This is a genomic window from Allobosea lathyri (genome assembly GCF_900108245.1).
Lineage (GTDB): Bacteria > Pseudomonadota > Alphaproteobacteria > Rhizobiales > Beijerinckiaceae > Allobosea > Allobosea lathyri.
Window position 1 is genome coordinate 51,710 of the sequence record NZ_FNUY01000007.1, and the last position, 21,321, is coordinate 73,030.

Genomic DNA, 21,321 nt, shown 5'->3' on the forward strand with positions numbered 1-21,321 from the left:
TCCATCGGCGGGCGCCGGAATTCTACGATGGATCCCAGAGCTGCGCCGCTGCGCGGCTTGTCCAGGATGACGCAGAGGTTCGGAGCGAAAACGATATTCTAGAACAGCCGGCCACCATCGGGAACGCCGAGGCTGGGGCCGATCAGCACGACCTCGCCATCGGCATCGGGCACGCCGAGCGTCAGCACCTCGGACATGAACTTGCCGATCTGGCGCGGCGGAAAATTGACCACCGCGAGCACCTGCCGGCCCAGCAGCTCCTCCGGCTTGTAGTGCCGGGTGATCTGCGCCGACGACTTCTTCAACCCGATGGTGCCGCCGAAATCGATCACGAGCTTGAGCGCGGGCTTGCGCGCCTCCGGATAGGGAGCAGCTTCGACGATGGTGCCGACTCGGATGTCGACCTTCAGGAAATCATCGAAGCCGATCGCGGCGCTGGGTTCGGACGTCGAGCTCAAAATTCCTCCCAACCCTTGTCATGGGCGGCCTTGTCATGCGCGCTTGAATCGAGCTTGCGCGCGGTTGCAGCGCCGCCGCTATAGGCGGGACGCGCCAGCCGGGGCGCGGCCGGGCGCGGCGGGGCCGCGCGGGGGGCGGCGACCGGCGCTACAGCGGCCTGCATCGTCCTGGCCATCGCCTTCAGCCCGCCGATATCCCCGCCGAGCTGGAAACGGCCGACGAGGGCAGCCAGACGGTCAGCCTCCTGCGACAGCGAATGCGCGGCGGCCGTCGATTCCTCGGCCATGGCGGCGTTCTGCTGCGTCGCCTGATCCATCTCGCCAACGGCGGAGTTGACCTCCTGCAGGCCCGAAGCCTGTTCCTGCGCGGCACCGGCGATCTCGGCGACCAAGGCGGTTGCCCGCGTGATCTCGGCGGCCATGCGCTGCAGCGCGCCGCCGGTCTGGCCGACCAGGGTCACGCCCTTCTCGACCTCGATGTTCGAGGCCGTGATCAGCCCCTTGATCTCCTTGGCGGCCTCGGCCGAGCGCTGCGCGAGCGCACGCACTTCGGAGGCAACCACGGCAAAGCCCTTGCCGGCATCGCCGGCACGCGCCGCCTCGACGCTCGCGTTCAGCGCCAGCAGGTTGGTCTGGAACGCGATCTCGTCGATCACGCCGACGATCTTCGAGATTTCGTCGGCCGACTTCTCGATCCCGCCCATGGCGACCACCGCATCGCGGACGATCGTGGTCGACTGTTCGGCTTCGGTCTTGACCTGGCTGGTCGCCTGATTGGCAAGCCGCGCGCTCTCGGCGGTCTGGCGCACCGTGGCGGTGAGTTCGTCGAGCGCGGTCGCGGTCTCCTCGACGGACGAAGCCTGCTGCTCGGTCCGCCCCGCAAGATCGTCGGCCGCCTGGCTGATCTCGACGGAACCCGCCTTCATGCTCTCGGTATTGGTCGCGATCTGCCGCATCGTCTCCTGCAGCTTGGCGATCGCCTCGTTGAAGTCATCTTTCAGCTTGACGTATTCGGCGCTGAACGCCTCGCCAATGCGGTAGGTCAGGTCCCCCTCGGCGAGACGCTCGAGGCCGGAGCCCAGCGCCTGGACGACGCTTTCCTGCGCCCGTACCTGCTCCGAACGCTCGGCCTCGTTGCGCCGACGTTCGCTGTCGACGGCATTGCGATGGCCGTTGGCCTCCTCCTCCATGCGCAGCTTGTCGGATTCCATTGCGGATTTCGCGAGCGCCGCATCGCGGAAGACCACGAGCGCGCGCGCCATCGAGCCGATTTCGTCAGGACGGTCCTGATGCGCGATGTCCATCTGCAGGTTGCCGGCAGCGAGGCCGTTCATGGTGCCGGCCAGCGAGGTCAGCATGCGCGAGGCGCGGCGGCTCAGGAAGAAGACGAGACCGATCATGATCAGGCCGAGCGGGATCAGCACCTTGGCGACATCGGCCAGCATGCCACGGAAGGCCGCATCGACATCGCTCACATGCAGGCCGGAGCCGACCGCCCACTGCCATTGCGGGACGCCTACGACATAGGAAATCTTGAGCGACGGGTCCTTATCGCCCATCTTCAGCCACCCATAGTCGACGAAGCCGGCGCCCTTGGTCTTGGCGAGTTCGACCATCTCCCTGACGAAGAACTTTCCGTCCGCATCTTTCAGCGGCTTCATATCCGTCGTTTCGATCTTCTTGTTGGCGTGGGAGACGCTGATGCCATCATAATTGATGATGAAATAGTAGTTGCCGTTGTCGAAGCGGGCGTTGGAAATGGCATCGATCGCCATCTTCTTTGCATCCGCTTCCTTCAGCTCGCCCTTCTCGACGCGCGCGAGATAGCTGTTGACCGTGGTGGCCGCAGCTTCGACGGCGTTCTTCATCTCGGCGCGCTTCAGCTCGATCATCTGATCGCGCGCCTTCAGGAGCGTATAACCGACACTCCCGACCGCGATGACGACAGCAAGGGCTGCGATCAGCGCAAAGGAGCGCCCGATCGACAATGTGGCGAATTTCTTAGTCGGCGACATGCGTAGCCCCTGCGGAATGGCGATTCCGCACAGTCCAACGCAATGTCTAAGACCCGATTAACGATGTCGCATTCCCGCCGCATTTTCCGCCGGGAGGGGACAAAATTCAGATCGCCGGCGCGTAATCCTCGTTTTCGCCGCCGCGATCCTCGGAGCGCTCCCGCCGGCGCACGCGCGGACGTCTGCCTGAGCAGAGCGCGCGGGCGAGCCCGCGCAGCGGCGCGGTCAACCGGTGCACGTCCTCGACACGCGCCATGATGCCGCCGGCGATCTTCAGCTCGCGGTCGAGCCGCGCCATCGTCCTCGACATTTCAGGCTCGTGGTCGTCGAGCCAGACCTCGGAGACGCGCGCCATCAGCAGCACCGCTCCCTGCACCCGGAGCGACCCCAGCGCATCCTCGGTCGCGACCCCGATGGAAGCGAGCATGTAGCGCCAGGAGTTGACCGCACCGCGATTGAGCGCCGCCAGCGTCAACGGATCGCGCCGGATGACCGGGACGATCCGGCGCAGCGCTTCCTTATAGGGCGCCAGAGCATCGAGACGGCGCATCACCAGGTCGAACATCTGCTCGCGGATGGACTCGCCCGCGAGATCATCCGACATGCCCGCCAGCACGGCGTCGTCGACGATGCGGGTCAGGCCGCCGAGCATAGCGAGCTTGGACGGAAAGAGCCCGCGCAGCGCGGACAGCGAAATCCCGGCCTCTGTGGCGATATCGCCGAGCTCGATCTGGCTCCATGACCGGCTGGCGGCAAGCCGCATCAGCGCATCGACCACCTGCTTGCGCGGATCGGTCGATGGCGCGGCGGCCTCGGTCTGGGGGGAAACGGGTGTGCGGGCCATTGGACTTCTCCTCTCGCGACGCGATCAGAGGAAGTTAGGCCCCGAACGCGGCCTATGAAAGGCCGTTCAGCCGGAAAGCTCTTCGGCGCGACGTTTGGCAGCAGCCACCGCCCGGCCCATCAGGGGCTTCAGCCCGTCATCGGCCATGAGCACTTCAAGGGCCGCAGCCGTGGTGCCGGCGGGCGAGGTCACGTTCTGGCGCAGCGTCGCCGGCGACAGCGGCGACTGGAACAGCATCTCGCCGGCACCCTCGATCGTGGCGCGTGCCAGACGCTCGGCAATATCGGCAGGTAAACCAGCTGCTGTGCCTGCCGCCGCGAGGCATTCGACCAGATGAAACACATAGGCCGGCCCCGAGCCCGAAACCGCCGTGACGGCGTCGATCAGGTTCTCGTCGTCGAGCCATTCGACCTTGCCGATGCTTCCGAGCAGGGCGTCGGTCATCGCGCGCTGCGCTGCGCTGACGCCGGGACCGGGCGCGGCCGCCGTGACGCCGCGCTGCACCGAGGCCGGCAGGTTGGGCATGGCGCGGATCAGCGCGGTGGCATTGGGCAGGCGCGCCGAGAGATCGCCCAGCGTCTTGCCGGCCAGGATCGAGATCAGCAATGTCTTGGGGTGAATGAAGGCCTGAACGGCCGGCGCCGCCGTATCGAGCATCTGCGGCTTGGTCGCGAGCACCAGAACCTCGACCAGCCCGACCTCCTGCGGCGACGGGTTGAGGCGCATGCCGTTTTCGGCGGCCAGCGTCACCAGCTCGTCGGACGGTTTGGGGTCGATCAGGCTGATGCCGGCTGGGTTCATGCCGATGCGCAACCAGCCCTCCAGCATGGCTCCGCCCATCTTGCCCGCACCGAAAAGAACAAGCGACTGCGGCAGGGAGCTGGTCATGGACGGTCTTTCGCAAAGCATCATTCCCGGGGTTGCCCCGGGAATCTCATGATCAGGAACGTCTCCTGCCGGAGCTGGTCGGGTCAAGCCCGACCATGACGCAGAGGACGGCTCAGGCTTCCCCGACCGTCTCGAGCATCGAGCCTTCCAGCCCCTCCTTGGCGGACTTTCCGGCCCAGACCACGAACTGGAAAGCCTGGAAATAGCGCTCGCAGGCGTCGATCGCCGCCTTGATCAGGGCGGCGGCCTGCTCCTCCGTCGGCTCGGCGCCGCCGGAGAGCAGGAGAGCGTGGCGATACATCACCACATTCTCCGTGCTCCAGAGATCGAAATGCCCGAGCCAGAGCTGCTCGTTGACGAGGCTGACGAGCTGGAGGACTTCGTTGCGACGCCGGTCCGGCACCTTCAGATCGAAGGCGCAGGCGATATGCACCGCCTCGACCTCGGCCAGCCAGGTGATGGCGACGTGATAGTCCGACCATCCGCCGGTTACCGAGACGGAGAGTTCGTCGTCGCTGTCGCGGTCGAAGGTCCAGTTGTTGAAGGCGGCTAAACGTTCAATCAGGTCGAGCGGGTTGGAAGGCCGATCGTGCTCGGCATCCATATCAAGGTCCATCATGCCCTTAGGTCCAACTGCCGATTCGCGCTGATGGCGCATCCGGCGCGTTCGAGAACGGGAACACGGCGACAGGAAAGCTTTCAGGGACGCAACACCACTCTCAAGGTCGCTACGGACCCAACCCCTGTTCCGGCGGCGAACCCTGGGATGGGTCCGGCCGACGAATCATCTCTTCCATCGACGATAGCGCAGGCGCTGTGACGCTCCCAACACGGTGCAAGGCTCCCCGGATTCGGGGACAAGGCTCAATCCCCCCGAAGCTCTGTCCACAGCACATGCCTGTGGATGCTTCGGCTGTGGATGCCTTGGCTGCGGATGCTCAAGACTTCTTCTGGGCGGCCTCGAGCACGGCCAGCCGGGCGGCGAGCTTGTCGTTCTCCTCGCGCGCCAGCAAAGCCATCTCGCGCACCGCCTCGAATTCCTCGCGCGTGACCACGTCGAGATCGCGGAGCAGGCGCTCGATCTGGGTCTTGACCACGGTCTCGACCTCGCGGCGCACGCCCTGTGCCGCGCCGGCGGCGTCAGTGGCGAGGCGGGCGATGTCGTCGAGGATACGGCTGCTGGTGGTGACCATGGGTCTCTCCCGATCGGGCGTGGCGGCGAATTCAAGCGGGATATATGGGCGAGCCGGGTCAAACCCGCAATTGCCGAGGCCAACTGCCTCGCGACACCGGCTGCATGGCTTTACCGCCGGGGGAGCCGCGGCCTAGGCTCCGGGCCCCTGCCCTTCGGATCTCGCTCATGGCCCTGCATTTCAGCCCGACCGAATTCGCCCGCCGCCGCGACGCGCTCCTGACCGCGATGCGACGCGACCGCCTCGACGCGATGTTCCTGTTCCAGCAGGAATCGATGTTCTGGCTGACGGGCTATGACACATTCGGTTTTTGCTTCTTCCAGTGCCTCGTGGTGAAGGCCGATGGCACGATGGCGCTGCTGACGCGCTCGGCCGATCTGCGCCAGGCCCAGCACACCTCCAACCTCAGTGACATCCGCATCTGGAAGGATGGCGGCGACGCCAATCCCGCCCGAGACCTGCTGGCGCTCGCCTCCGATCTCGGGCTGGCCGGCAAGCGCATCGGCGTCGAGTTCGAATCCTATGGGCTGGTCGCAGCCAACGGTCGCAAGCTGGAGGCGGCTTTTGCCGGAGCGGGCGAACTCGTCGATGCCTCCCTGCTCGTCACACGCCTGCGCGCCGTGAAATCAGCCGAGGAGATCGCCTATGTCAGGCGCGCCGCTGTCCTTTCCGACGCGGCCGATCGGGCGGGGCTCGATGCGATTCGCGCCGGCGCGGACGAAGGCGACATCCTGGCCGCGCAGCACAATGCGATCTTTTCGGGCGGCGGCGACTATCCGGCCAACGAATTCATCATCGGCTCGGGTCGCGACGCGCTGCTCTGCCGCTACAAGGCCGGCCGGCGCAAGCTCGACCCTCAGGATCAGATCACGCTGGAATTCGCCGGGGTCGACAAGCACTACCACGCCGCGATCATGCGCACCGTCGTCGTGGGCGAGCCGCGCCCGCTGCATCTGAGCTATCACGCCGCCGCCAAGGCCGCCCTGCTCGCTTGCGAATCGGAACTGAAACCCGGCCGCACGGCGGGCGACGTCTTCGCTGCCCACGCCCGAATCTTCGACGAACACGGCCTCTCCCACCACCGACTCAACGCCTGCGGCTATTCGCTGGGCGCCAAGTTCACGCCGTCCTGGATGGACTGGCCGATGTTCTACGAGGCCAATGACTGGCCGCTCGAACCGGGCATGGTGATGTTCGCCCACATGATCCTGATGGATTCGGCCAGCGAAACCGCGATGTGCCTGGGCCGCACCTATCTCGTCGGAGAAACAGGGGCGGAACCGCTGAACCTGCCCGATCTGGACCTTGCCATCCGTTGAGCCTAGAAAGGCGGCGCAGGGAATACGTTAAGCAGTCCACAGCCCACAAAGGGCGGGAGGCGTCATGATCCAACGTTTGAGCGGCCTCGCTCTGGGGCCGGCCGTCGCGCTTGCGCTCGCCGGCTGCCAGGAAACCACCGCGACCGCGTCTCGGCCCCGTGTCGATGCGCCCGGCGTGCCGGTCTCGGTACAAAGCATTTCCGGCGCGCCGGAAGCGGTGACGGCGAGCTTCGCCAGCCTGCTCGGCGAGGCGGCGGCCGAGCGCAAGATGGAAATCGTGGCCGGCGACAAGCCCGCACGCTTCCGGGTGCGCGGCTATCTCACGGCGCAGCCGACGGAAGATGGCCAGACGGCGCTTGCCTTCGTCTGGGACGTCTATGATTCCACCAAGCAGCGCGCCCAGCGCGTGCAGGGCGAGAGCCTGGGCCGGCGCAGCAGCGGCTCCGACCCCTGGGCCGGCATCGACCAGACCATCGTCGCCAAGGCAGCCTCGGAATCGATGGACGCGATCGCGGGCTTCCTCGTGACCACCCCGGCCGTCGAGCCGAAAGCCGACACCAAGACGAAGACGGAGGCCAAGCCGGCCGCCAAAACAGCCCAGGCGACCCCGCCCAAACGGCTTTGAATGCCCCCTTGCGCGAAAAGCGTTGAGGATAGGCGGCTTTTGCAGGGCTCTGTTGCGGTGCAGCGGTCGACTCACTGTCATCTCGCTGTTAAGAGCCCTGCGAAATGAGCCAGCTTCTTGCGGCTCCCGCTCAGCAAGACTTAACGGTGCGCCCTGGCATGCCTTCCTCGATCAAAATCGTCGCCGGCAACTCCAACCGGCCGCTCGCGGAAGCGATTTGCGCCCATATTGGAATTCCGCTCGCAAAAGCCTCCGTCCGGCGCTTCGCCGATATGGAGGTCTTCGTCGAGATTCAGGAGAATGTGCGCGGGCAGGATGTCTTCATCATCCAGTCCACCTCCTTCCCGACCAATGACCATCTGATGGAATTGCTGATCATCACCGATGCGCTGCGCCGCTCCTCGGCGCGCCGCATCACGGCGGTGATCCCCTATTTCGGCTATGCGCGGCAGGATCGCCGGGCATCGGGCCGCACGCCGATCTCGGCCAAGCTCGTCTCCAACCTGATCACCCATGCCGGCGTCGACCGCGTTCTGACGCTCGACCTGCATGCCGGCCAGATCCAGGGTTTCTTCGACATCCCCACCGACAACCTCTTCGGCGCTCCGCTGATGTCTCGCGATATCAAGGAGCGGCTGGACTACAAGAACGCCATGGTCGTCTCGCCCGACGTCGGCGGCGTGGTGCGCGCCCGTGCGCTCGCCAAGCGGATCGATGCGCCTCTGGCCATCGTCGACAAACGCCGCGACCGGCCCGGCGAATCCGAGGTCATGAACATCATCGGCTCGGTCGAGGGCCGCTCCTGCATCCTGCTCGACGATATCGTCGATTCCGGCGGCACGCTCTGCAACGCCGCCGAGGCCCTGCTCGATGAAGGCGCGCTCGAGGTTTACGCCTACATCACCCATGGCGTGCTCTCGGGCGGCGCAGTCGCGCGCATCGCCAATTCCAAGCTCAAGGAACTGGTGATCACCGATTCGATCATGCCGACCGAGGCCGTGAAGGTGGCGCGCAACATCCGCGTCATCTCGATAGCGCAGCTGATGGCCGAGGCGATCGAACGCACCGCGAGCGAGTCGAGCGTCTCCAGCCTGTTCGACTGAGGACGCTGTCGTTCTGCGAGACGGATATGATCATACGCGACGTCATCCCGGGCGGCCGAAGGTCGACCCGGGATCCATCGAAGGGCGGCGGCGCTCGACGATGGATCCCGGAGCTCCGCTTCGCTGCGTCCAGGATGACCGCGCGAATGTTGTGAGCGATTTGCCATGAACACATCGCGCGCCCTCGTCCTGTTCTCGGGCGGGCAGGACTCGACCGTCGCGCTTGCCTGGGCGCTGGAGCGCTTCGAGGTCGTCGAGACCGTCGGCTTCGACTATGGCCAGCGCCATCGCGTCGAGCTGGAATGCCGCCAGATCATTCGCGACAAGCTTCCGGGCCTCTCCCGGCGCTATGCGGACCGGCTCGGCCCCGACCACGTCGTCGACCTGAAGGCGCTGGGCGCGATCTCCGACACGGCGCTTACCCGCGAGACGGAGATCGCTTTCACCGATGCCGGCCTGCCCACCACCTTCGTGCCCGGCCGCAACCTGATCTTCCTGACCTTCGCAGCCGCCCTGGCCTATCGGCGCGATGCGCGGCACATCGTGCTCGGCGTCTGCGAGACCGATTATTCCGGCTATCCGGACTGCCGCGACGACACCATCAAGGCGATGCAGGTCGCGCTGGGCCTCGGGCTCGACCGCCGGCTCGTGCTGCACACACCGCTGATGTGGCGCGACAAGGCGCAGACCTTCGCACTCGCCAAGGCGGTTGGTGGCCAGCCCTTGCTTGATCTCGTGATCGAGGACAGCCACAGCTGTTACCTCGGTGACCGCACCCGGCGCCATGACTGGGGCTTCGGCTGCGGCCATTGCCCGGCCTGCGACTTGCGCGCCAAGGGCTACGGTGCCTATTTGATTTCACCTGAAGACAGTGGACCTTCCCAGTGAGCCTCGACCAGCAACGCCGCACCGAAGGGCTTGTCGCACTCGCCCTCTTCGCCCTGACCATCCCGGCCGCCAACTGGCTGATCGGCAATATCGGCACGGTCTGCGTGCCCAATGGCCCCTGCCTCGTTCCGGTCGCGCCGGGAATCTCGGCGCCCAGCGGCGTGTTGATGATCGGCCTGGCGCTCGTGCTGCGCGACATCGTCCAGCGCCGCCTGGGACCGCTGGCCGGCTTTGGCGCGATCGTCGTCGGCGCCATCATCTCGGCTTTCCTGGCGCCTCCCGCCATCGTCGTGGCCTCAGTTGCGGCCTTCCTCCTGTCGGAGCTCGCTGATTTCGCGGTCTATACGCCGCTTCAGCGCCGCCGCTTCGTCACCGCCGTCTTCGCCTCGAGCGTCGTCGGCCTCATCGTCGACAGCGTCGTGTTCCTGCACCTCGCCTTCGGCAATCTCGATTTCGTCGCCGGCCAGATCATCGGCAAGGCCTGGATGGTGCTGCTGGCCCTGCCGCTGATGCATCTGCTGCGCCGCCGCGACGAACGCCTCGGGCTGATGGCAGCCTGAGGCCTGAAGGCGGGAAGGTTGCGGCATCCGGGCTTGAGATTGCCGCCCATTTCCCGTATGAGCCTTCTCGCGCCCGACTGACACCCTTGGAGGCACGGGCGCATACCGAAACGGCCGCCAGCAGGCGGCCTTGTTATTTGCAGTAAGGACATACCATGACCGCCGTGAAGCAAATCGAGGCTTCGGCGCGCGCACAGGTCGGCAAGGGGGCCGCCCGTGCAGTTCGTCGTCAAGGCCTGACACCCGCCGTGATCTATGGCGGAGGCGACGCTCCCGAAGCGATCGCGCTCGACTCCAACAAGACCCGCCTGCTGATTTACGGCGGACACTTCCTGACCACGCTGTTCGAGATCAGCGTCGGGGGCAAGAAGACGCGCGTCATCCCGCGCGACTACCAGCTCGACCCGGTCAAGGATTTCCCCATCCATGTCGACTTCCTGCGCGTGGCAGCCGGCCAGACCGTCAAGGTCGAGGTGCCGATCCATGTCATCGGTCAGGATGCCAGCCCCGGCATCAAGAACGGCGGCGCAGTGCAGATCGTCGAGCATTCGCTTGAAATCGACGTCGAGCCCGAGCTGATCCCCGAATTCTTCGAGGTTTCGGTCGCCGGCCTCGAAATCGGCGGCTCGGTCGACGCCAGCGCCATCAAGCTCCCGGCCGGCGCCAAGCTGACCATCGGCTCCGACGCGACCATCGCCACCATCGTTCCGCCGATGGCCGAGGAAGCCGAGCCTGTCGTTGAAGCCGCCGCTGCGCCGGCTGCCGACGCCAAGGCGTAAGGAATGCGCGGCGCGCCTGCGCCGTCTTCCTCTGTATCGAGACAAGACGGCCGGGTTTCCCGGCCGTCTTGCGTTGAGGCGGCCTGCAGGATGTGCAGGCCTCGCCGCCGGAGCGACCTGCCATGCTGATCTTCGCCGGGCTCGGCAATCCGGGCACGCGTTATGCCCATAACCGCCACAACATCGGCTTCATGGCGGTGGATACGATCGCGCATGCGCACCGCGCCTCGCCCTGGCGTTCACGCTTCCAGGCGCTGGCCTGCGAGGCGACAATCGGGGGCGAAAAAATCGTCCTGCTGAAGCCGCAGACCTATATGAACGAATCCGGCCGCGCGATCGGCGAGGCCGCGCGCTTCTTCAAGATCGCGCCCGAGGACGTCATCGTCTTCCATGACGAGCTCGATCTCGCTCCCGCAAAACTGCGCATGAAGCTCGGCGGCGGCAATGCCGGCCATAACGGCCTGCGTTCGACCACCGCCGCGATCGGCAACGAGTACCGCCGCGTGCGGATGGGCATCGGCCATCCCGGCCTGAAAGAGCTCGTTCACGCCTATGTGCTGAGCGATTTCGGCAAGGCCGAGCACCCCTGGGTCGAGGATCTCTGCACAGCCTGCGCCGACAATGCCGCCCTGCTCGCCGGCCATGACGACGCCGGCTTCCAGAACAAGGTCCACCTGTTCATGGATGCTCGCGGCCACGGCGCGGTGAAACGGCTGGGGGAGAAGGCCGCGGATTAGATGAGCTTGATGATTGTGCGTGGAAACACGCCGTCATCCTGGGCGACCGCAGTCGACCCGGAATCCATCGGAGGGAACTGAGCTCTACGATGGATCCCGGATCGGCGCGGCTAAAGCCGCTTGTCCAGGATGACGCCGCATTTCCAGATCAAATCGTCGCGGACTAGGTCGAGACATAGTCAGCAGAGGCGGTGGCCGCGGCCATCTCAGGCTTCGCGCCGCAACGCCGGCAAAAACCTGCCCTGACCTCAGCTGTAGAAGACGTGCCGGCCGATCACGTCCATTTTCTTCAGCTTCCTGGCCCAGTGAGGCCGGACATAGTCGGCATGGTAATGCGTCGAGGCACCAACCTCGGCCAGGTAAATCCTACCCTCGTAGACGTCTCCGGCGATGCGCTCGGCCGCCTCCCATGGCTCGGGCTCGGTGACGCGCAGTGACTTGCCCTCGCAAGCGAATGAAAATTGGCAGGCGAGCTTGCGGTGCCGGTTCTGGTAGACGACGCCGCAGACCGAACCCGGATATTTCCCGCTCTTGACCCGGTTGAGCACGACCTGGGCGACGGCCGCGCGCCCGTCCTCCCCTTCCGAGCGGGCCTCGAAATAGATTGCCTCGGCCAAGCAACGCTTTTCGCCCGCCATGCTCTCGGGCTTGATCAGCCCGGCATAGATCTGCAGCGGCTCGGGTTCGCTCGCGCGCAATCCCGGCAGAACAGACGGCGTCAACGCGGCAACGACGGAGCGTCCGCTCATTGGCGTGGCCGAGCTTCGCACTGTGGATGCTGGAGTTGCTCCATCTCCGCTTTGCTGGAGTGCGAGCGAGCGCGGCGTGTCGCCGTCGATACCGCCGGCAGCGCCAGAGGGCATTGGCGACGGGATTGGCTTGGAATTGGCGGGCAACACGACAAAGGCCGTGAGCGCGAGCAACGCCGCCGGGGCGATGCGCTTCATGTGGTGTACTCCGAGGGAAGGGCCGAGCCGAGCGCTCGCGGCGCCGAAAGATCGGCGGCAGGATCAGCAGCTCTTTTGACCTGGTCTGTTTGGGGCTTGGGTCGGGGCGAGCGCTAGGGCTTCAGCCTTCGCGATGACCGGGCGATCGCGCCATTACGGCATCAAGCGGGATGTTTTCTTGCAACCAACTCTCTGGAAAGCCGCGAGCCTGCGACGTAGCGCAGGCCATTCGCCGCGGCGGGACCGTGTAAGGGGCACGCTGTGGTGCGCCGAACCTTTTGAGATTTACCGTGACGCCGGAACGATGAGCGTATCGCCTTCAGCAGCGCGCGATCGCGTCAAATAATAAAAATTTCCGATCGCAAGCGCGTAGACCGCAGCCATACGTAGTGTCTCGAAAAAATGTTGTGCAAGGCTATGGCCTTGTTACTGTCCGTCAACGGTCTTCAATCTCCAGCCCTGCGGCGTTGCGTATCGTGATGCGCGCTATATGGAGAGAGACTTCGGCAGCTTTGTGACCTGTTCTATCTGCAGGCGGGACAAGCCGGAACCCGCTTTGGGCTCACGCCTACATCGGCAGCTGGGCGCCCGCCTTGGCGATGGTGATGCGGCTGGCGGTCAGGCTTCCATCCGCGGCCTTGCTCGCGGTCATCGCGACCTGCGCGCCTGCGGCGAGTTCCGAGGACTGCGCAGGCGTCGCCATGATGATGTTGGCGTCGGGCGTGATCGTCACCTTCTGCTCGCCGCCGGGATAGCTCAGCACGAGATTGGCCCCGTCGACCCGCGATACGGTGTCGGCCACCGTGGCGTTGGTCATGGTCGATTCAGGCAGGACGCCCCATGGCCTGTGGCCTTCTCCGGTGCCGCGCATCGCCTCGGGGAAGATGAAGACCTGCACCGCCATCAGCGTGCCATCAGCCTGCGGCCGGGCGCCGACGCCGATATAGCTGCCCTTCTTGATGTCGGCCGCGGTGGCCTTGACCACGCCGCCGACCGAATAGCCCGGCGCCAGCGCCACGGTGACGGCCTCGCCCGTTGACGTCTTGACGCTGAGGGCCGCTCCATCGAGCCGCTCGACGGTGCCCCGGACACGCGTCGAGGGTGCCTGTGCCTGCACGACGCTGGAGGCGAGGACAAGGCCGAAGGCAAACAGGCCGGCAGACGCAAGGCTTGCGGGAACAAGGCGCATGGGACGCTCCGAAAACAGGCTCGGCTAATCGCCGCGCACCCCATGTCGACATGCCCCCGCGCCCGTCGCCATGCACGTTCGCGTGAGCCGCCGCGCGCCGTGTCGCAGCGCGCCATCTTGTGTTTATCGCGCCCCGCCCCCAATAAGGCGCGAACTCTTCACGAAAACACTGGCGCGACCGCCCTGCTGGGTGGCGACGCAACGGACTGGCGGTCATGGGTTTCAAATGCGGTATCGTCGGACTGCCGAATGTCGGCAAGTCGACCCTGTTCAACGCACTCACGCAGACGGCGGCGGCTCAGGCCGCGAATTACCCGTTCTGCACGATCGAGCCGAATGTCGGCGACGTCGCAGTGCCCGATGACCGGCTGGAACTGCTGGCCAAGATCGCCGGCTCGAAGGAGATCATCCCGACGCGGCTGACATTCGTCGACATCGCCGGCCTCGTGCGCGGCGCCTCGAAGGGTGAAGGCCTGGGCAACCAGTTCCTCGCCAATATCCGCGAATGCGACGCCATCGCCCATGTCGTGCGCTGCTTCGAGGATGGCGACATCACCCATGTCGAGGGCAAGGTCGCCCCGATCAACGACATCGAGATCATCGAGACCGAGCTGATGCTGGCCGATCTCGAAAGCCTCGAGAAGCGCGTGCTGCCGCTCGAGAAGAAGGCCAAGACCGGCGACAAGGAGGCCAAGGAACTGGCCGATCTGGTGAATCGCTGCCTCGTGCTGCTGCGCGAGGGCAAGCCCGCCCGCCTCGTCCAGGTTGCCGCCGACGAGCGCCGGACCTTCGAGACGCTCGGCCTGCTCTCGTCCAAGCCCGTGCTCTATGTCTGCAATGTCGAGGAAGCCAGCGCCGACAAGGGCAATGCCTTCTCCGAGCAGGTCAAGGCACGCGCCGCCGAGGAAGGCGCCGTCGCGGTTGTCGTTTCCGCCAAGATCGAGAGCGAGATCGCGGTGCTGCCGCCAGCCGACCAGAAGGATTATCTCGAAGCCGTCGGCCTGGCCGAGCCCGGCCTCAACCGCGTCATCCGCGCTGGCTACGCGCTCCTGAACCTCGTGACCTACTTCACCGTCGGCCCGAAGGAAGCCCGTGCCTGGACCATCGAGCAGGGCACCAAGGGCCCCGCCGCCGCCGGCGTGATCCATAGCGATTTCGAGAAGGGCTATATCCGCGCCGAGACGATCGCCTATCCCGACTACATCGCCAACAAGGGCGAGGCGGGTGCGCGCGAAGCCGGCAAGTTCCGGCTCGAAGGCAAGGAATACGTCGTGGCCGATGGCGACGTGCTCCACTTCCGCTTCGCCAACTGAGGCCAACCATCAAGCAGCCCTCATCCCGGGGAGCCGGATAGCGGCGTCTCGAAGGATGAGGGCTGCGAGCGCGCTTGTCTGAATCGAGGTCGACCATGCTGTGTTTCGAGGATTTCGTCGCCGGCGATACGGCTCAGGCGGGCAGCGTCGCGGTCTCGCAAGCCGACATCCTCGCCTATGCGACGCGCTTCGACGCACAGGATTTCCATACGGACCCAGACGCCGCCAAGGCGAGCTTCGTCGGCACGCTGATCGCCTCGGGCTGGCACAGCTGCTCGCTGCTGATGCGCCTGATTGCGGAGAGCTTCATTCTCGACTCCACCGGCATGGGAGCGCCGGGCATCGAGGAGGTCAAATGGCTGCGCCCGGTCAAGCCGGGCGACGCGCTCAGTGCCCGCCGCACCGTGCTGGAGACCAAGGCCTCGCGCTCGCGGCCGGAGATGGGGCTGGTGCGGTTCCGCTTCGAACTGCTCAATCAACGCGACGAGCCGGTGCTCGAACAGACCAACTGGATCATGTTCGGCCGCAAGGGTTCAGGAATTGCACCCCAGCCCGGCAATTGGCTCTCCCACCCGCCCCATTACGCCCTCCCCGCGATGCAAAGCCCGCTGGAGCCCCCTGCGGAGGCAGCCGAGCCGGCGCGCTTCTTCGAGGAGCTTGAGATCGGCCGCAGCTTCGAACTCGGCAGCTTCGTCTTCACGGCCGAGGAGATCGTCGCCTTCGCCCGCGCTTTCGATCCGCAGCCCTTCCACATGGACGAGGCCGCCGCGCGCAACTCATCCTTTGGCCGGCTGGCGGCCTCGGGCTGGCATACCGCCTCCGTGTGGATGGCGGCGATGGTCGCCCATCGCAAGCGCCAGGTCGCGGCGGGCGCGCCGGCTCGCGCGCCCCGGCTAGGTCCCTCGCCCGGCTTCACCAATCTGCGCTGGTCGAAGCCTGTCTTCGCCGGCGACCGCATCACCTATCATTCGGTGGTGACGCAGACGCGCGCCAGCGCCTCGCGCCCGCAATGGGGCCTGTTCTTCCACCACAATACCGGCGTGAACCAGCATGGCGAAGAGGTGTTCAGCTTCGATGGCTGCGCCTTCGTGGAGCGCCGGCCGAGCTAGCTGTGGAGCGTGACGATTTAGCGCGAAAACACGCCGTCATCCTGGACGACCGAAGGTCGCTCCGGGATCTATCGTAGAGCTCGGTTCTCTATGATGGATCCCTGATCTGCGCGGCAAAAGCCGCTTGTCCGGGATGACGGCGTGTTTCCGAGTAAAATCGCATCTAGAGCGCGCTGATTTCACTCGGAAACACGCCGTCATCCCGGGCTTGACCCGGGATCCATTCCGGAGCGCTTGCGATCGGATCATGCCAGATCAGGAAAGCCCCTAACGGCGCGCTCGGAGACAGGCTGCAAACGGCTTGCTTGAACAAGCCGCATCGCTCGGCCGCCTTCGCCGCATGCACGACGAGGCCATTCTGTCATCGCCATGTCATTGCCGAAACGCAGTTAACCTTACGTAAGCAAAGCCCGAAAAGTTTTTGGCGCGCTTCGGCGTGATCGAAGATTTGCGCCCGAATTCATCGAAACCAATTCTCAGGTGAGTAAAATGTCGGAAAATTCCAACACCATGACCAAGGCTCCGCTGATCATCGCCCATCGCGGTGCCAGCGCCTATCGCCCCGAGCACACGCTGGAAGCCTACAAGCTGGCAATCGAGCAGGGTGCCGATGTCATCGAGCCCGATATGGTCGTCACCAAGGACGGCCAGCTGATCGCGCGCCACGAGAATCTGCTGGACGGCACCACCGACGTCAAGGACCGGGCCGAATTCAAGCACCTCTACACGACAAAGGACATCGACGGCCAGATGGTCTCGGGCTGGTTTGCCGAAGACTTCACGCTCGCCGAGATCAAGACGCTTTATGCGCGTGAGCGCATTCCCGGCACACGCCCCGAAAGCGCGGCATTCAACGATCAGTTCCGGATTCCGACGATCGAAGAGGTCATCGCGCTCGTAAAGCAGGTGGAAGCCGATACCGGCAGGAAGATCGCCATCGCGCCCGAGACGAAGCATCCGACCCATTTCATGTATAGCGGCAAATATATCGACGGTTCTTACATCAACGTCGATATGAGCAAGCTGCTCGTCGACAAGCTTGTGCAGAGCGGCCTCACCGACCGCGACCGCGTCTATATCCAGTCCTTCGACGTGCTGAACCTGATCCAGCTCGGCACCGACATCATGCCGAAGGCCGGCGTGGACTTCAAACTCGTCCAGCTGATCGGCGGCGCTGCCGACATCGCTTTCCATTTCAATCCGGAGAACGCCGCTCTGGGCGCGAATCCGGCTCTCTATAAGGACTTCGCCTTCCCGCTGACGCGCGCCAGCGCCACCAACAGCGACCTGTTGCAGCCCGAAGCGATGAAGGCGATGAAGGCACTCTACGCCGACGTCTATTCGCCTTGGACGGGCTACATCCTGCCACGCCAGGGCGTGAGCCCGGCCGTTGATGCCGACGGCAACGGAAAGGCCGAAGTCCGCAGCAAGGTCAACGGCCTGATCGATCTTCCGAAGATGGCGCGGGACGCCGGCCTCGAAGTCATCCTCTGGACGCTGCGCACGGAAGAATCCTTTATGGCGCTCAACCCCGACGGCACGGTTCAGCTGCCGGTCGAGGAATTCGTGAAGCTGTTCGACCTCGGTCTCGACGCCGTGTTCACCGATTCCCCCGATATCGGCCGCGCCATCGCCGATCAATATAAGGCGGGCGACGGCGCCATCGCCGCCCGCAACACCCGCGGCGGCAACGACATTCTGGTGCGCGACGCCGATGGCCTGACCGAGGCCAAGGGGACCGGTGCCCGCGATCTCGCCGTCTATTACGGCGACGGCATCATCGAACTGCCTGCCAATGTCGAAGACCTGCGCCTCAACGGCATCAGCGACACCGAAGTCGTCGGCAACGCGCTCGACAACGTGATCCTCGGCAATGTCGGCGACAACACCGTCCTGGCCGGCGCCGGCAACGACACGGTCGATGGCGGCAAGGGCGATGACGAGCTCGATGGCGGCGACGGCAACGATATGCTCAGGGGCGGCGACGGCGACGACATCGTCAAGGGCGGCGCGGGCGACGATACGCTTTCGGGCGGCATCGGCGACGACGAGCTCGATGGCGGCGAAGGCGTCGACACAGTCGATTATGCCGACGACAAGTCCGGCGTGACGGTCGATCTGGTGGCCGGCAAGACGCTGGGCAACGAGAGTGGCGAAGACGATCTGGTCTCGATCGAGAACGTGATCGGTGGCGCGGGCGATGACGTGCTGGTCGGCGACGATGCGGCCAACCGTCTCCAGGGCGGCCTCGGCAAGGACGTGCTCAAGGGCGGCGCGGGCGATGACATGCTCGACGGCGGCGCGGATAACGACACGCTGGAAGGCGGCGCGGGCGACGATGTGATCCTCGCCGGCCTCGGCGACGATATCATCGATGGCGGCGAGGGCTTCGACACGCTCGATCTCTCGGCTGCGACGGGTCCTGTCTCGGTCGATCTCAAAGCGGGTAAGATCGCCGGCGCGGGCATCGGCAACGACACTGTGCGCGGCATCGAGAAGCTGGCCTTCGGCGCGACTGACGACGTCGTCAGCGGCGGCGATGGCGTCGACGCCTTCGATGGCGGCGCCGGCAACGACAAGCTCAACGGCGGCGCGGGCAATGACAACCTGTGGGGCGGCGCCGGCAACGATACCATCGACGGCGGCTCGAACGACGACCTGCTCGTCGGCGGTCTCGGCAACGACAAGCTCAGGGCGGGCTCGGGCAACGACGTCGTCGAGGGCGGCGCGGGCAACGACGTGATCGACGCCGGCTCGGGCGACGACAAGGTGTTCGGCGGCGAAGGCGACGACGTCATCGACGCCGGCTCGGGCGCGGATCGCATCGAGGGCGGCGCCGGCAACGACGTGCTCGATGGCGGTTCGGGTCAGGACGCCTTCGTCTTCGGGGCTGGCTTCGGCAAGGACACGGTCCGCGATTTCCGCCTGTCGGGCGCGAATGCCGACGTTCTGGAGTTCTCGGCAGCGGTCTTCGCCGATTTCAACGCGGCGATCGCGGCCGGCCAGCAGATTGGCGCCGACACCGTCCTCACCGTCGACGCCGACACGATGCTGACCCTCAAAGGCATCCAGCTCACCAGCCTTGCGCAGGACGACTTCCGCTTCGTTTGATCGACAGACGACAGCCAGACACATGGAAAGGGCGCCGCAAGGCGCCCTTTTCTCGTGGAGCAGAGGCAAGAAACCGGTAGTGGATACGCTTGGCAGGCGGTTCCGAAGCCTGTTTCGTTTTGACGGAAATGCTCTGTCATTCCGGGGCTTCGCGACAGCGAAGAGCCCGGAACCCATAACCTCAGGTTTCAGCAGGCAAAGCCGGAAGCGCCCCGCTTCGTCCTGAACCAGCAGTGGTTATGGGTTCCGGGCTCGACCCTGCGGGCCGCCCCGGAATGACGGCGTGGTTCCGCGCGAAAACAGCAGGCTCAGCAACCACCTAACGTCGCTATCGGCAAGGTCCTTTAGCCAACCCTGCCATAGCCCGCGAATTTCGCCGAGACACGCGCCATCTCCGCCTCGTCGAGAATGACCGGATCGAGGCCCGATGCGAGAATATCGAGATACTCTCCCGCGAGGTTCTCGACTTCGCCGGCGATGTTGTGCGCGCCGGCAAGCGAGCTCCCGAGCGCGATGACGCCGTGATTGGCGAGCAGCACCGCCTTGCGCCCCTCCAGAGCCTTCACGGCGTTGCTGGCGAGCTCGGGGGAGCCGAAGGTGGCGTATTCGGCACAGCGCACGTCCGCGCCACCGCAGAGCGCGATCATGTAGTGGAAGGCCGGGATGCCGCGCCGCGTGCAGGCGAGAGCAGTCGCGCGCGGCGAATGGGTGTGCACGATCGCCTGCGCATCGGGCCGCGCCTTGTAGATCGCCGCATGGAACGGCCATTCGGAGGACGGCTTGCGCGCGCCCTCCAGAACTGCGCCTTCGAGCGACAGATGGATCAGATCCTCTGGCTTCGTCTGGGCATAGGGCAGCACTGACGGTGTGATCAGGAAGCCCTCGCCGCTGCGCGCTGAGACATTGCCCGATTTCGAGGGGCAGAACCCGGCCTTGTCGATCGCCTGTGCGACCGCGACGATTTCGGCCCGCAACACTGCTTCAGTCATCATGCGGCTCCAGCCAGATCGGGAAAGAGTTTCGCCAGCCCCTCGCTGCTGGCAGGCGCGATACCGCGCTCGGTGATCAGGCCCGTCACCAGTCGCGCTGGCGTGACGTCGAAGGCGGGGTTGGCGGCGTTGCTGCCGGGCGCGACGACGCGGACCTGTTCGACCTCGCCCGTCTCGCTCAGGCCTGAGAGATGCGTGACCTCGCGGGAGGAGCGCTCCTCGATCGGGATCTCGCGCAGGCCGTCGCGCAGGCTCCAGTCGATCGTCGGCGAGGGCAGCGCGACATAGAACGGCACGCCGTTGTCATGCGCCGCCAACGCCTTGAGATAGGTGCCGATCTTGTTGGCGACGTCGCCGGTGGCCGTCGTGCGGTCGGTGCCGACGATGACCATGTCGACCTGACCGTGCTGCATCAGATGCCCGCCGGCATTGTCCGAGATTACCGTATGCGGCACGCCATGGCCGCCGAGCTCATAGGCCGTCAGCGCCGCGCCCTGATTGCGTGGCCGGGTCTCGTCGACCCAGACATGCACGGGTATCCCGGCATCATGGGCCATGTAGATCGGCGCGAGCGCCGTGCCCCAATCGACCGTCGCGAGCCAGCCGGCATTGCAATGCGTCAGGATGTTGATGGGTTCGCCAGCCGGTTTGCGCGCGGCGATCCCGCTGATTACGGTCAGCCCGTGCTCGCCGATGGCGCGACAGAGCGCGACATCCTCGTCGCAGAGCAGAGCAGCCTCGGCATAGGCCGCCTGGGCCCGCGACCGGGCCTTCAGGCCGATGAGCCGGGCACGCATCCGGCTCAAGGCCCAGTGCAGGTTGACTGCCGTCGGTCGCGTCGCCCCCAGCAGCGCCAGGGCGGCCTCCAGCCCCGCATCGGAGGGGTCTTCGCGCATCGCCAGCGCCACGCCATAGGCCGCGGTCGCACCGATCAGCGGCGCCCCGCGCACGACCATGCTGCGGATCGCCTCCGCCGCCTGCCCGGTCGAGCCGAGCGTCAGCGTCTCGAAGCGGAAAGGCAGCCGGGTCTGGTCGATGACGCAGACGCGCCAGCCGTCCTGGGCGAGCCAGATCGTGCGATAGGCCTGACCGTTGATCTTCATGCCTGCATGCCCTCGTAGAGAAAGGCCGTGATAACCTCAGCCCTCATCCTGAGGAGCCGCACGGCGGCGTCTCGAAGGATGATCCAGAGCACGCTGAAACAACCTTCGAGACGCGGACTGCGTCCGCTCCTCAGGATGAGGGCTGAGGGCG

The 21,321-nt window shown here is 65.5% G+C and carries 20 protein-coding genes; 10 read left to right on the forward strand and 10 right to left on the reverse strand.

What is annotated here, in order from left to right; translation table 11 throughout:
- Positions 1–98: 98 nt before the first annotated feature.
- The 6 genes from C4S73_RS16775 to C4S73_RS16800 all read right to left on the reverse strand — a co-directional run bounded on the left by C4S73_RS16775 (position 99) and on the right by C4S73_RS16800 (position 5,398).
- The gene (locus C4S73_RS16775; protein ID WP_103873676.1) at positions 99–458 is read right to left on the reverse strand and encodes a tRNA-binding protein; all 360 of its coding nucleotides are present in this window, start codon (positions 456–458) and stop codon (positions 99–101) included.
- Complete coding sequence (locus C4S73_RS16780; protein ID WP_103873677.1) at positions 455–2,473, reverse strand: methyl-accepting chemotaxis protein; 2,019 nt, start codon at positions 2,471–2,473, stop codon at positions 455–457. The genes C4S73_RS16775 and C4S73_RS16780 overlap by 4 nt, the downstream gene beginning before the upstream one ends.
- A 106-nt stretch (positions 2,474–2,579) precedes the next feature.
- Positions 2,580–3,317 (reverse strand): TetR family transcriptional regulator, encoded by a 738-nt coding sequence (locus C4S73_RS16785; protein ID WP_103873678.1) that lies wholly within the window; start codon positions 3,315–3,317, stop codon positions 2,580–2,582.
- A 66-nt stretch (positions 3,318–3,383) separates the two neighbouring features.
- Positions 3,384–4,205, reverse strand: coding sequence for a pyrroline-5-carboxylate reductase (proC, locus tag C4S73_RS16790; RefSeq protein ID WP_103873679.1), 822 nt, complete (start codon positions 4,203–4,205; stop codon positions 3,384–3,386).
- Positions 4,206–4,317: 112 nt separating this feature from the next.
- Positions 4,318–4,824 (reverse strand): type III secretion system chaperone family protein, encoded by a 507-nt coding sequence (locus C4S73_RS16795; protein ID WP_103873680.1) that lies wholly within the window; start codon positions 4,822–4,824, stop codon positions 4,318–4,320.
- Positions 4,825–5,143: 319 nt separating this feature from the next.
- Positions 5,144–5,398, reverse strand: coding sequence for an accessory factor UbiK family protein (locus C4S73_RS16800; protein WP_103873681.1), 255 nt, complete (start codon positions 5,396–5,398; stop codon positions 5,144–5,146).
- Positions 5,399–5,565: 167 nt separating this feature from the next.
- On the opposite strand from C4S73_RS16800, the gene C4S73_RS16805 reads away from it, so the two are divergent.
- The 7 genes from C4S73_RS16805 (at position 5,566) to pth (ending at position 11,409) form a co-directional block, all read left to right on the forward strand.
- Positions 5,566–6,717: a M24 family metallopeptidase gene (locus C4S73_RS16805; RefSeq protein WP_103873682.1), complete on the forward strand. Its 1,152-nt coding sequence runs from the start codon at positions 5,566–5,568 to the stop codon at positions 6,715–6,717.
- A 64-nt stretch (positions 6,718–6,781) separates the two neighbouring features.
- Complete coding sequence (locus C4S73_RS16810) at positions 6,782–7,342, forward strand: hypothetical protein (protein ID WP_146071375.1); 561 nt, start codon at positions 6,782–6,784, stop codon at positions 7,340–7,342.
- Positions 7,343–7,500: 158 nt separating this feature from the next.
- Complete coding sequence (locus C4S73_RS16815) at positions 7,501–8,445, forward strand: ribose-phosphate pyrophosphokinase (RefSeq protein WP_103873684.1); 945 nt, start codon at positions 7,501–7,503, stop codon at positions 8,443–8,445.
- A 165-nt stretch (positions 8,446–8,610) separates the two neighbouring features.
- Positions 8,611–9,333, forward strand: a complete 723-nt coding sequence (gene queC, locus C4S73_RS16820; protein ID WP_103873685.1) for a 7-cyano-7-deazaguanine synthase QueC — start codon at positions 8,611–8,613, stop codon at positions 9,331–9,333.
- Complete coding sequence (locus C4S73_RS16825; protein WP_103873686.1) at positions 9,330–9,893, forward strand: VUT family protein; 564 nt, start codon at positions 9,330–9,332, stop codon at positions 9,891–9,893. Before queC ends, C4S73_RS16825 begins: the two co-directional genes overlap by 4 nt.
- A 155-nt stretch (positions 9,894–10,048) precedes the next feature.
- Positions 10,049–10,672: a 50S ribosomal protein L25/general stress protein Ctc gene (locus C4S73_RS16830; RefSeq protein WP_103873687.1), complete on the forward strand. Its 624-nt coding sequence runs from the start codon at positions 10,049–10,051 to the stop codon at positions 10,670–10,672.
- Positions 10,673–10,794: 122 nt separating this feature from the next.
- The gene (gene pth, locus C4S73_RS16835; RefSeq protein ID WP_103873688.1) at positions 10,795–11,409 is read left to right on the forward strand and encodes an aminoacyl-tRNA hydrolase; all 615 of its coding nucleotides are present in this window, start codon (positions 10,795–10,797) and stop codon (positions 11,407–11,409) included.
- A gap of 248 nt (positions 11,410–11,657) precedes the next feature.
- Here the strand turns inward: pth and C4S73_RS28680 are convergent, their stop codons facing one another.
- Positions 11,658–12,158, reverse strand: a complete 501-nt coding sequence (locus C4S73_RS28680; protein WP_425290353.1) for a cell wall hydrolase — start codon at positions 12,156–12,158, stop codon at positions 11,658–11,660.
- A gap of 766 nt (positions 12,159–12,924) precedes the next feature.
- Positions 12,925–13,545: a DUF5666 domain-containing protein gene (locus C4S73_RS16845; RefSeq protein WP_103873690.1), complete on the reverse strand. Its 621-nt coding sequence runs from the start codon at positions 13,543–13,545 to the stop codon at positions 12,925–12,927.
- 215 nt (positions 13,546–13,760) lie between these two features.
- Between C4S73_RS16845 and ychF the strand changes: the two genes are divergently transcribed.
- The 3 genes from ychF to C4S73_RS16860 all read left to right on the forward strand — a co-directional run bounded on the left by ychF (position 13,761) and on the right by C4S73_RS16860 (position 19,078).
- Positions 13,761–14,858 carry a redox-regulated ATPase YchF gene (gene ychF / locus C4S73_RS16850; RefSeq protein WP_103873691.1) on the forward strand — a complete coding sequence of 366 codons (1,098 nt, stop codon included), beginning with the start codon at positions 13,761–13,763 and terminating at the stop codon, positions 14,856–14,858.
- Between the two features lie 95 nt (positions 14,859–14,953).
- Complete coding sequence (locus tag C4S73_RS16855) at positions 14,954–15,967, forward strand: MaoC family dehydratase (RefSeq protein ID WP_103873692.1); 1,014 nt, start codon at positions 14,954–14,956, stop codon at positions 15,965–15,967.
- 489 nt (positions 15,968–16,456) lie between these two features.
- Positions 16,457–19,078 carry a glycerophosphodiester phosphodiesterase family protein gene (locus C4S73_RS16860; RefSeq protein WP_103873693.1) on the forward strand — a complete coding sequence of 874 codons (2,622 nt, stop codon included), beginning with the start codon at positions 16,457–16,459 and terminating at the stop codon, positions 19,076–19,078.
- 344 nt (positions 19,079–19,422) lie between these two features.
- On the opposite strand, the gene C4S73_RS16865 is transcribed toward C4S73_RS16860, so the two are convergent.
- Together C4S73_RS16865 and mtnA are read right to left on the reverse strand one after the other, a co-directional pair.
- Positions 19,423–20,067: a class II aldolase/adducin family protein gene (locus C4S73_RS16865; RefSeq protein ID WP_103873935.1), complete on the reverse strand. Its 645-nt coding sequence runs from the start codon at positions 20,065–20,067 to the stop codon at positions 19,423–19,425.
- Positions 20,067–21,170, reverse strand: coding sequence for an S-methyl-5-thioribose-1-phosphate isomerase (gene mtnA, locus C4S73_RS16870; protein WP_103873694.1), 1,104 nt, complete (start codon positions 21,168–21,170; stop codon positions 20,067–20,069). The genes C4S73_RS16865 and mtnA overlap by 1 nt, the downstream gene beginning before the upstream one ends.
- Positions 21,171–21,321: the final 151 nt, after the last annotated feature.